Raw genomic sequence first — 10,798 nt, 5'->3', positions numbered from 1 at the left:
GTATGTACTATTTAAAAAACACAAACTTTTGGATGTTCGGTTTATTCTTTTTCTTTTACTTTTTTATCATGGGAGCCTACTTCCCGTTTTTCCCGATTTGGCTACATGACATCAACCATATCAGCAAAAGTGATACAGGTATTATTTTTGCCGCTATTTCTCTGTTCTCGCTATTATTCCAACCGCTGTTTGGTCTGCTTTCTGACAAACTCGGGCTGCGCAAATTCCTGCTGTGGATTATTACCGGCATGTTAGTGATGTTTGCGCCGTTCTTTATTTTTATCTTCGGGCCACTGTTACAATACAACATTTTAGTAGGATCGATTGTTGGTGGTATTTATCTAGGCTTTTGTTTTAACGCCGGTGCGCCAGCAGTAGAGGCATTTATCGAGAAAGTCAGCCGTCGCAGTAATTTCGAATTTGGTCGCGCGCGGATGTTTGGCTGTATTGGCTGGGCGCTGTGTGCCTCGATTGTCGGCATCATGTTCACCATCAATAATCAGTTTGTTTTCTGGCTGGGTTCTGGCTGTGCACTCATCCTCGCCGTTTTACTCTTTTTCGCCAAAACGGATGCGCCCTCTTCTGCAACGGTTGCCAATACGGTAGGTGCCAACCATTCGGCATTTAGCCTTAAGCTGGCGCTGGAACTGTTCAGACAGCCAAAACTGTGGTTTTTGTCACTGTATGTTATTGGCGTTTCCTGCACCTACGATGTTTTTGACCAACAGTTTGCTAATTTCTTTACTTCGTTCTTTGCTACCGGTGAACAGGGTACGCGGGTATTTGGCTACGTAACGACAATGGGCGAATTACTTAACGCCTCGATTATGTTTTTTGCGCCACTGATCATTAATCGCATCGGTGGGAAAAACGCCCTGCTGCTGGCTGGCACTATTATGTCAGTACGTATTATTGGCTCATCGTTCGCTACCTCAGCACTGGAAGTGGTTCTTCTGAAAACGCTGCATATGTTTGAAGTACCGTTCCTGCTGGTGGGCTGCTTTAAATATATTACCAGCCAGTTTGAAGTGCGTTTTTCAGCGACGATTTATCTGGTCTGTTTCTGCTTCTTTAAGCAACTGGCGATGATTTTTATGTCTATTCTGGCGGGCAATATGTATGAAAGCATCGGTTTCCAGGGCACTTACCTGGTGCTGGGTCTGGTGGCGCTGGGCTTCACCTTAATTTCTGTGTTCACGCTTAGCGGCCCCGCCCCACTTTCCCTGCTGCGTCGCCAGGTGAATGAAGTCGCTTAAGAAATTAATGTCGGATACGGCGCGATCGCCTTATCCGACCAACTTATCAGGACGGAATGTTAAAAATGAACATGTCGATGACAGAAAAAATAAAAGCAGGCAAGCTATTTACCGATATGTGCGAAGGCTTACCTGAAAAAAGACTTCGTGGGAAAACATTAATGTATGAGTTCAATCACTCGCATCCATCAGAAGTTGAAAAAAGGGTAATGACTCCAACTTATTGATAGTGTTTTATGTTCAGATAATGCCCGATGACTTTGTCATGCAGCTCCACCGATTTTGAGAGCGACAGCGACTTCCGTCCCAGCCGTGCCAGGTGCTGCCTCAGATTCAGGTTATGCCGCTCAATTCGCTGCGTATATCGCTTGCTGATTACGTGCAGCTTTCCCTTCAGGCGGGATTCATACAGCGGCCAGCCATCCGTCATCCATATCACCACGTCAAAGGGTGACAGCAGGCTCATAGGGGTCACACGACGATTCGGAAAATATTGTACTATAAGGACTTCCTCCCGATGTCAATGGGTGCTCTGAACGCAATCACAATGAAGATTAAGATGCAGTACTATAAGCGGTCATACTGGAATATTCTGTTCCGGACCAAAATGAAAGACGCTCGCAAGAACCTCATACGCTAATCGGATATTTAACATCCTAACGTTTTCTCAGGCACCTCTTGCGGGGTCTTAACCCTTATCATATTTGCGTTGTCATCATTGGTGGTAAGAGATTTATTTAGGTTGAATAACAATTTTCGAATGATTCACCATAGTGAAGTATTGCTCAACAGTGTCGTGCATTTTTTGCAGCTAAAGCAATAGCGGCTCGCCAGTAACCACGGCGATCTTTGACATCACAGACCCACTTACTGAGCGGATCGTCTTTTCGTCCGGCGCTAGCCATCATTGAACGCGCCCCCTGCACAAGCAGACTACGAATATAGTTGTCACCAGCTTTAGTAATTCGCCCTAATTTTGGTTTCCCTCCGCTGCTGTATTGAGAAGGCGTTAAACCCAACCAGGCCGCCAATTGACGGCCATTACGAAACTCTTTTCCGTCAGAGATCGCTGATACTAGAGCACTGGCTGTCATAGGTCCAACCCCCTTTAGTTGCATCAATAGTCGGCATCGTTCATCTTGCTCTGCCGTCTCTTTAATCAGTCGGTCGAACTTTAAAAGCCTGCGCTCAATGTTGTCTATATGAAGAAATAATTCATCCATGCAAGTTGCGGCTAAGGTTGGAAGGTGAACCTTCATGCTCTCGAACTCGTTACGCAATCGCTCCGGTGATAAAGGAGCAATCACACCAAACTCAGCGAGCAAACCACGAATGCGGTTGCATACTGCCGTCCTTTCTTCATTTAGGCCCTGCCTAGCTCGGTGCAAACATTGAATCGATTGCTGCTCTTCTGACTTGATGCTAACAAATCGCATATGAGGACGTTGAACTGCTTCACAGATAGATTGAGCATCAGCAGCATCATTTTTCCCTGCTTTGCCAGACAGTCGATAAGGAGAGACAAACTTAGGAGCGATGAGGCGAACTTCGTGGCCGACATTTTTGAATAATCGGGCCCAAAAATGAGCGCTGCTACATGCTTCCATTCCAATCAGACACGGTGGCATATTGGCTACCGTTTCTAACAGCTTGGCCCGACTTACTTTGGGTTTGCATAAAATGGTATTGCCTTTGTGGTCAACACCATGCAATGCGAACACATTTTTTGCTAGGTCGATACCTAATACAGTCACAGCCATGTTGTTATCTCCGTATGAAATGGTGAATTTATCATCTCAGAACTAACGGCTGAGTGATAGGGAGGAAGTCCATTCCATACGCTAACAAAAAACAAGCATGTCATTTAAGTCATGACACAGCCAGTAGTGACACATAGGTTATGTCATATCCTGATTTTGGGGTGGTTTTTACCAGTGATCGTAGGGTCTACCTAAGCGTCATACCGTTCTAACTGTTTGATTTAATGCTTAACGTACGAAACCGTACCGTTGGGCTTCACACCCCGGTACGAATGTAGAAGCGCAAACTGCATACCTAGGTCTTGGCTACGATGTCACTGACTCATTCAAAACAGACTTTGTCGTTCAAACTGGCTCTGTAGAACAGGAAGGTAACGAGAAGAAAGACGGTTACGGCCTTAAGTTTGTAGCTAAATACTCGTTCTAATTTTTAGTTCCATTACTAATCCACTGCTTTACCTCTCTTAAAGCCACCCGCATTCCGGTTTGAATGCGGGTTTTTTGCTTTTTCAAGATCGGAAACGGCCCTAGAAAGTTTCTTAATTGATCTGCATTACTCTTGTTTAAAGGGTCAATTTCTTACGTTTACATTTAAAAATTTCTTTTATTTACTATGAGTTATAAAAGTAATATTAATAAAAGCTAAAATATGTATTAAATTGCTACTATAATGGACTTTACAGCTATCTAACTTCCGCTGTGACCAAGATCTAATCGGCTGAAAAATCTGTTACCTATCCTCATTTAGCATAAAAAATGCACGCAAATGCAATATCTTACCAATACCTAAATGTGAAACGATAAAATAAATAGATAGAGAACGATTATGCTAAAAAAACTTACCTTGGCGACTGCGATCGGTAGTCTATGTATGTCTGCGTCAATATTTGCTAACACTCTTACAGTAGGCTTTTCCCAAATTGGTTCAGAATCAGGATGGCGCGCTGCCGAAACGGCGGTCTCTAAAGTAGAGGCTGAAAAGCGTGGGATTACCCTAAAGATTTCTGATGCCCAGCAAAAACAAGAAAATCAAATCAAAGCCGTCCGCTCTTTTATTGCTCAAGGAGTGGATGCGATCTTTATTGCCCCTGTGGTGCAAACGGGTTGGGGCCCGGTGCTTGAAGAGGCTAAAGACTATGATATTCCTGTCTTTCTTCTAGACCGTGGTATCACCGTCGATGATGATTCACTTTACATGACAGCGGTGACCGCTGATAACGTCCTGGAAGGTAAAGTTGCGGGTGAGTGGCTCCTTAATACAGTCAAAGATAAATCTTGTAACGTGGTCGAGTTGCAAGGGACGGTTGGTGCCAGTGTGGCTATTGATCGTAAACAAGGCTTTAACGACGCTATTAGCCAAGCCGATAATGTCAATATTGTGCGTACCCAGTCTGGTGAGTTTACCCGTAGTAAAGGCAAAGAAGTCATGGAAAGTTTTATTAAAGCTGAAAATGGCGGAAAAAGTATCTGCGCAGTATTCTCTCACAATGACGATATGGCAATTGGCGCGATTCAGGCAATTAAAGAAGCTGGATTAACACCAGGTGAAGATATTCTGGTTGTCTCTATTGATGCTGTGCCAGATATATTTAAAGCCATGATTAATGGTGAGGCGAACGCGACCGTTGAACTGACGCCCAATATGGCAGGTCCAGCACTTGATGCACTGATTGCTTATAAGAAAGACGGAGCAACACCACCGAAGAAAATAGTGACAGAGTCAAAGCTTTATTTACCTAAAGACGCACAGTCACAGCTCGAAATGAAAAAAGACCTTGGTTATTAATCTTTAGCTAAAGACCTCTCATCACTGTGTGATGAGAGGTTTTGGAGTTTGTATGTCTTCGGATTTAGGTAACAATGACGTTGTCTTACGTGCGCAAGGGATCAGCAAGCACTTCCCTGGGGTAAAGGCACTACACAATGTCGATTTCTCACTGCGAAAAGGGGAGATCGTGGCATTACTCGGCGAGAACGGGGCGGGAAAATCAACCTTAGTCAAAACGCTCACCGGGGTTTATCAACGAGACGCGGGTGATATCTTCCTGAATGGACAATCCATTTCACCGCAGAACACCGCTCATGCACAGCAACTCGGGATTGGTACGGTTTATCAAGAAGTGAACCTGCTGCCCAATATGTCGGTCATGGATAACCTCTTTATTGGTAACGAGCCGAAAAAATGGGGATTTGTTGATCGCAAACGCATGGCTCAGCAAGCGACAGAAATCATGACCGGTTATGGTCTGCATCTGGATGTCACTCAACCACTGAATAGTTTTTCTGTGGCGATTCAGCAAGTGATTTCGATCGCCAGAGCTGTGTCGCTTTCGGCGAACATTTTGATCCTGGATGAGCCCACCGCCAGTTTGGACAGTAGTGAAGTAGAGATGTTATTCGGCATCATGCGTGATCTACGTGCGAAAGGTATTAGTTTGGTGTTCATCACCCATTTTCTCGATCAGGTGTATGAAGTCAGTGACCGCATAACAGTGTTACGAAACGGCGAGCTCGTTGGCACCAGAGAGACAAGCCAGTTACCTCAAATTGAGCTGGTTAAGTGGATGCTAGGACGTGAGCTGGAGGACAACGCACTTAAACGTGCTGGGAAAACCAAATTCAGTGATGAACCTGTCGTCGAGTTTTCTGATTATGGTAAGCGTGGCACGATTGAACCATTTGACCTCAAAGTTCATGCTGGTGAAATCGTGGGTCTTGCTGGCTTACTTGGCTCCGGCCGCACCGAGACTGCCAAGGTTATTTTCGGTATCGAGGCGAATGATAGTGGCACCTGTAAGTTAAAAAATCGACTAACCAAAGTGAGATCTGCGCGGCAAGCGTCGCTAAATGGTTTTGGGTTCTGTCCTGAAGATCGCAAAACCGACGGTATAGTGGGAGCAGCATCAGTGCGGGAAAACATCATCCTGGCGTTGCAGGCTCAGCGCGGGTGGTTTAGACCCATATCCCGAGCCGAGCAGGAAGAGGTGTCTCAGCGCTTTATCAAACAACTGGATATAAAAACGCCGAACATTGAGCAGCCGATTGAGTTCCTCTCTGGTGGCAATCAGCAAAAAGTGTTGCTGGCCCGCTGGTTGTTAACGAAACCCCAATTTTTAATTCTTGATGAACCTACCCGTGGGATTGATGTTGGTGCTCATGCAGAGATCATCCGTCTTATTGAATCCTTGTGTGCCAATGGCCTGGCTTTATTAGTCATCTCTTCTGAGCTGGAAGAGCTAGTCGGTTATGCCGATCGAGTTATTGTGCTCCGGGATCGTAAGCAGGTAGCGGAAATCCCAACCGAAGATCTATCCGTGCCTGCCATTATGCAAGCGATAGCGATGTGAGGTTCCAATGACAACATTTAATCCTTCAACTCGCACAAGCGCATCTTCGAAATCCAGATTTAGTCTGCCGAAAGGTGCGCCACAAGTGTTGGCACTTCTGTGCCTGTTTTTAGTCAACGCGATCATCGCTGATAACTTCTTTTCTATCCATATTCAGGATGGACGTCTGTTTGGCAGTGTGATCGACATTTTTAACCGCGGTGCGCCAGTTGCGCTGCTCACGATAGGTATGACGTTAGTTATCGCAACGGGCGGAATTGATCTGTCGGTTGGGGCAGTGATGGCGATCAGTGGAGCAGTGATGGCAAGTATGGCATCTCAGGGCTACGCGCCAGCAACGATTTTAGTTTGCGCGCTGCTCTCAGGTGTTGTTTGTGGTCTATGGAATGGCTTTCTTGTCGCTGTATTTAAGATCCAACCGATTGTCGCCACTTTGATTCTTATGGTCGCTGGACGGGGGGTTGCACAGCTTATCACTCAGGGTCAGATTGTGACCTTTACTAATGACACCTTATCCTGGTTTGGTAGTGGTTCATTTTTGCTTCTGCCAACCCCGATTATTCTGTTGATTCTCGCCACTATCGGAATCTGGTGTTTAACCAAGAAGACCGCATTAGGGCTGTTTATCGAATCGGTTGGCATCAATATTAAAGCAGCGAAAAATGCCGGGATTAATACCCCAGTTATTGTGATGTCGGTTTACGTGCTGAGCGGTTTGATGGCCGCGCTTGCTGGGATCATTATCGCAGCCGATATCAAAGGTGCCGATGCGAACAATGCTGGGTTGTGGCTCGAAATGGACGCGATTCTTGCGGTTGTTATCGGTGGCACATCATTAATGGGAGGACGATTTAACCTGCTGCTGGCATTAGTCGGAGCATTTATTATTCAGAGCATTAACACAGGTATTTTGCTATCTGGATACCAACCACAGTGGAATCACATTGTGAAATCCGTTGTCGTGTTGTTGGTGCTGGTCATGCAGTCGCCAGCGGTGATTCAAGCGGTTAAGAGGAAACTCCATCATGATTAAACGTAACTTTCCTCTGTTCATTACAATCTGTGTCTTTTTGGTCGGTTATGTTTTTTGCGCGCTTGAGTTCCCGGCGTTTATGACAACAAGAGTGATTTGTAACATTCTGACAGATAATGCCTTTTTAGGTATTCTTGCTGTCGGAATGACCTTTGTGATTCTCTCTGGAGGTATTGATCTCTCGGTGGGATCGGTCGTGGCTTTTACTGGTGTCTTTCTGGCGAAAATGATCGGTGACTGGAATATGGATCCAATCATGGCCATGTTCACAGTATTGGTCATGGGTATGCTGTTCGGCGGCTTTATGGGTTGGATTATCGATACGCTGAAAATACCGGCGTTTATCGTCACGCTTGCTGGGATGTTCTTCTTACGTGGGGCTAGCTTTTTAATTTCCGAGCAGTCGATTCCGATTCAGCACCCAATGTTCAAAGAACTCTCCCGTACTGCCTGGCATATCTGGGGTGGGGGCCGACTGAGTTTAATGGCCGTCATCATGTTAGTTGTTGTTGTGTTTGGTATCTTACTCGCACACCGAACTCGCTTTGGTAATAACGTTTATGCCGTTGGCGGTAACGCAACTTCCGCTGGGTTAATGGGGGTTCCCGTCAGACGTACTGTGATTGGCATCTATATGCTATCGACGTTTCTCGCTACCTGTGCAGGCATTGTATTTTCCATTTATACCTCAGCAGGTTATCCGCTGGCAGGAGTCGGTGTTGAGCTTGATGCTATTGCTGCTGTTGTAATTGGCGGTACTCTGCTCTCTGGCGGTGTGGGCACTGTATTAGGTTCACTATTTGGTGTGCTCATTCAGGGCCTGATTCAAACCTACATTACTTTTGACGGCACGTTAAGTTCGTGGTGGACGAAAATCATTGTCGGTATCTTGCTGTTTGGCTTTATCGGCTTGCAACGGCTGCTATTGATTATGAGTGAACGACGCAAGAATGTGGCGAACTCAGCCGTGTTGAAATCAGCGCCTAGTTGAGCGATCTCCAGCAGAAAATAAACACACCCCGCTAACTCTGGCGGGGTGTGTTGTTTCTGAACATCAGAAAGTGATCGATATGACATTAGTCCTGTGGTGTCTTATTGCTTCTTGTTGACTATGACATTGCTTTTCGGCCTTTGTGTAATTTGTTTCTTAACGGTTAATAAAGAGAGGATATTGAATTAATTATTAATAAATATTGAAAATTAAAATAATATTTGTTCTTATTTGCATCCGTGGGATCTAACTAAATTATACGGAATGAATAAATGAACAAATTATTGACCATGCATCCTTTATCTATTGCGATTGTGTCCTCGCTAGCCTCAACGGCTATAGTACCGCAGGCAAGTGCTTCAGCTTCTAAAGTCAATACGTCAGCGATGGAAACGGTTGTCGTTACCGGTAGTGTGATAGGTAACTCTGAAATTGAAGACGTTAAAGAGTACCCAGGAGCACGAACCATCATTACCGCCGAGCAAATCAAAAAAACAGCTGCAAGCTCAATTGATGGTGCTCTGCAAAGTGTTCCTGGTATTAAAGTTCAGGATGAAACTGGAACGGGAGTTCTACCAAACATTTCAGTGCGTGGTTTAAATGCGAGTCGCAGTGGTCATGCTCAAATGCTAATGGATGGTATTCCGTTGACGCTTGCTCCCTATGGCCATACCGGTCAGTCTATTTTCCCTGCGACTTTGTCTATGATTGAACGAATTGACGTTGTTCGCGGCGGCGCGGCGGTTCAGTACGGACCAAACAACGTAGGTGGTGTAATTAACCTAGTCACCAAAGCGATTCCTCACACTTGGCAGACAGAGATAAGTAATCGTCTGACAGTCTTTGAAGACGGAGATACACCGCTTAACGATTTCTACCTGAGAACCGGAGGGTGGTTAAGTGATACTTTCGCATTGCAACTGGAAGGCAACTTTTTAAAAGGCGAGAGTTTTCGTGAACATTCAGATACGGACGTGAAAAATTTCCAAGCGAAAATTCAGTGGTTACTGAGTGATTCGCAAGAGCTTCAGGCGTTTATTCAACGTTATGAAGCCGACACTCAGATGCCAGGAGCGCTGTCCCCAACAGACTACCAACAAGACCGACAGCAGTCGAAACGCCAATACGATGAGTATCAGGGTGAATCGACGCGTTGGAGCGTAAAATACATTCACGATTTAGCGTTTGCAGACAGTTCTGAACTTGAGCTACTCACTTTTGGTCATCAATCTGAGCGTTTTTTCCAGTGGGGCTTTAATAGTGCTGGTGGACACTGGGCCGATCCTGCTTTGCCTTCCACCGATATTCGTACCTCACCTCGCGAATTTACTGTATATGGTATCGAGCCGAAACTAGCCATGTATTTTGGCGAGGGTAAGTCTGTTACTCAAAACTGGATTATTGGCGCTCGTTACGTTAACGAAGACATCGATTACAAACTTACGCAAACGCCTATCTCTGGAGGTACCACCAACGTACCGCGTGACTGGCACTTAGATACCGATGCGTTTGCGGGTTACATCAGCAATGAAATTGGTTTATTCAACGATACACTTAAAATTACGCCAGGATTGCGATTTGAATCGGTTGATATGAGCTTTGACGATCTTGGAAAAGAACAAAGCGCAGATAATAAAGTGACGGAATGGTTACCTGGTTTGACGCTGGCTTATAGTATCAATGAACAGTGGGTGACCTACGCAAATGCACAAAAATCTCTGCGGGCACCTCAGATTGCTTACATCCGAGGTTTGGGTGAAGAAGGCAGTGAGTTAGCCTGGAACTACGAAGTGGGCGCGCGTTTTACTCAGAACGAGACCAGTTTCAACGCGGCGATTTACCGAGTTGATTTTGAAGATCAACTGCAATGGCAGAGCGCGACGCAAACTTTTGACAACATTGGTAAAACGTTGCATCAGGGTATTGAATTATCAGCTCGATATGTTCCGGAATCATTGCCGTTACTCAGTTTAGGTGCAAACTACAACTACTTAGATGCCACACTTGAAGAAGACGGTGATAACAAAGGCAATCAGCTGCCGTTCTCCTCCAAGCACCAACTTGGCTGGGATGCGACTTATGTGTTTTCTGGCGTAGATACCACTTTATCTGGCTTCTATTTCAGTGATGCGTACACCGATAACGCGAATACCAGCTCTGAGGATAGTACGGGGGCGACTGGTAAAGTGCCGTCTTATATGGTCTGGAACTTTAACTTAGGTACGGACTTATACAAGGATGAAACGGGTAAACTACGTATGAATGTCGCCGTGAACAACCTGTTTGATGAAGATTATTACTTCCGCGGTATTGATACTAGCCCTGTTGGTCGTTATCCGGCACCGGGACGCTCCTACACGCTTGATCTGAACTACCAGTTTTAATCACTTTGTTTATGGATCTTTAAAAGA

The 10,798-nt window shown here is 45.4% G+C and carries 8 protein-coding genes and 1 pseudogene; 7 read left to right on the top strand and 2 right to left on the bottom strand.

What is annotated here, in order from left to right:
• Positions 1-2 precede the first annotated feature (2 nt).
• Positions 3-1,256, top strand: coding sequence for a lactose permease (lacY, locus tag OO774_RS17560; RefSeq protein ID WP_264907926.1), 1,254 nt, complete (start codon positions 3-5; stop codon positions 1,254-1,256).
• A 77-nt stretch (positions 1,257-1,333) separates the two neighbouring features.
• Positions 1,334-1,483 carry a maltose acetyltransferase domain-containing protein gene (locus OO774_RS17555; protein ID WP_346015262.1) on the top strand — a complete coding sequence of 50 codons (150 nt, stop codon included), beginning with the start codon at positions 1,334-1,336 and terminating at the stop codon, positions 1,481-1,483.
• On the opposite strand, the pseudogene OO774_RS17550 reads toward OO774_RS17555, so the two are convergent.
• Positions 1,477-1,722: pseudogene (locus tag OO774_RS17550) on the bottom strand (IS1 family transposase); the annotation flags it as partial. The gene OO774_RS17555 and the pseudogene OO774_RS17550 sit on opposite strands and share 7 nt — an antisense overlap.
• 319 nt (positions 1,723-2,041) lie before the next feature.
• On the bottom strand, positions 2,042-3,016 hold the full coding sequence (locus tag OO774_RS17545; RefSeq protein WP_264907924.1) for an IS110 family transposase: 975 nt from the start codon (positions 3,014-3,016) through the stop codon (positions 2,042-2,044).
• A gap of 826 nt (positions 3,017-3,842) precedes the next feature.
• On the opposite strand from OO774_RS17545, the gene ytfQ reads away from it, so the two are divergent.
• From ytfQ to OO774_RS17520, 5 genes are all read left to right on the top strand, one after another.
• On the top strand, positions 3,843-4,802 hold the full coding sequence (gene ytfQ / locus OO774_RS17540) for a galactofuranose ABC transporter, galactofuranose-binding protein YtfQ (protein ID WP_264907922.1): 960 nt from the start codon (positions 3,843-3,845) through the stop codon (positions 4,800-4,802).
• Between the two features lie 52 nt (positions 4,803-4,854).
• Positions 4,855-6,363 (top strand): galactofuranose ABC transporter, ATP-binding protein YtfR, encoded by a 1,509-nt coding sequence (gene ytfR, locus OO774_RS17535; RefSeq protein ID WP_264907921.1) that lies wholly within the window; start codon positions 4,855-4,857, stop codon positions 6,361-6,363.
• A gap of 7 nt (positions 6,364-6,370) precedes the next feature.
• Positions 6,371-7,396, top strand: a complete 1,026-nt coding sequence (ytfT, locus tag OO774_RS17530) for a galactofuranose ABC transporter, ATP-binding protein YtfT (RefSeq protein WP_264907919.1) — start codon at positions 6,371-6,373, stop codon at positions 7,394-7,396.
• The gene (gene yjfF / locus OO774_RS17525) at positions 7,389-8,387 is read left to right on the top strand and encodes a galactofuranose ABC transporter, permease protein YjfF (protein ID WP_264907917.1); all 999 of its coding nucleotides are present in this window, start codon (positions 7,389-7,391) and stop codon (positions 8,385-8,387) included. The genes ytfT and yjfF overlap by 8 nt, the downstream gene beginning before the upstream one ends.
• 272 nt (positions 8,388-8,659) lie before the next feature.
• Positions 8,660-10,771, top strand: a complete 2,112-nt coding sequence (locus OO774_RS17520; RefSeq protein WP_264907916.1) for a TonB-dependent siderophore receptor — start codon at positions 8,660-8,662, stop codon at positions 10,769-10,771.
• The last annotated feature ends 27 nt before the right edge of the window (positions 10,772-10,798 follow it).

It is taken from the genome of Vibrio sp. STUT-A11 (genome assembly GCF_026000435.1).
In the GTDB taxonomy this organism is placed as follows: Bacteria; Pseudomonadota; Gammaproteobacteria; order Enterobacterales; family Vibrionaceae; genus Vibrio.
Note: the sequence above shows the minus strand (reverse complement) of the source record. Positions and strands in the feature narration are given on the sequence as shown.

Bases quoted from the DNA above. Each gene is read 5' to 3' on its own strand.
- lacY (WP_264907926.1), top strand. From the start codon at position 3: ATGTACTATTTAAAAAACACAAACTTTTGGATGTTCGGTTTATTCTTT.
- OO774_RS17545 (WP_264907924.1), bottom strand. From the start codon at position 3,016: ATGGCTGTGACTGTATTAGGTATCGACCTAGCAAAAAATGTGTTCGCA.
- ytfR (WP_264907921.1), top strand. From the start codon at position 4,855: ATGTCTTCGGATTTAGGTAACAATGACGTTGTCTTACGTGCGCAAGGG.
- ytfT (WP_264907919.1), top strand. From the start codon at position 6,371: ATGACAACATTTAATCCTTCAACTCGCACAAGCGCATCTTCGAAATCC.
- ytfQ (WP_264907922.1), top strand. From the start codon at position 3,843: ATGCTAAAAAAACTTACCTTGGCGACTGCGATCGGTAGTCTATGTATG.
- yjfF (WP_264907917.1), top strand. From the start codon at position 7,389: ATGATTAAACGTAACTTTCCTCTGTTCATTACAATCTGTGTCTTTTTG.
- OO774_RS17520 (WP_264907916.1), top strand. From the start codon at position 8,660: ATGAACAAATTATTGACCATGCATCCTTTATCTATTGCGATTGTGTCC.
- OO774_RS17555 (WP_346015262.1), top strand. From the start codon at position 1,334: ATGACAGAAAAAATAAAAGCAGGCAAGCTATTTACCGATATGTGCGAA.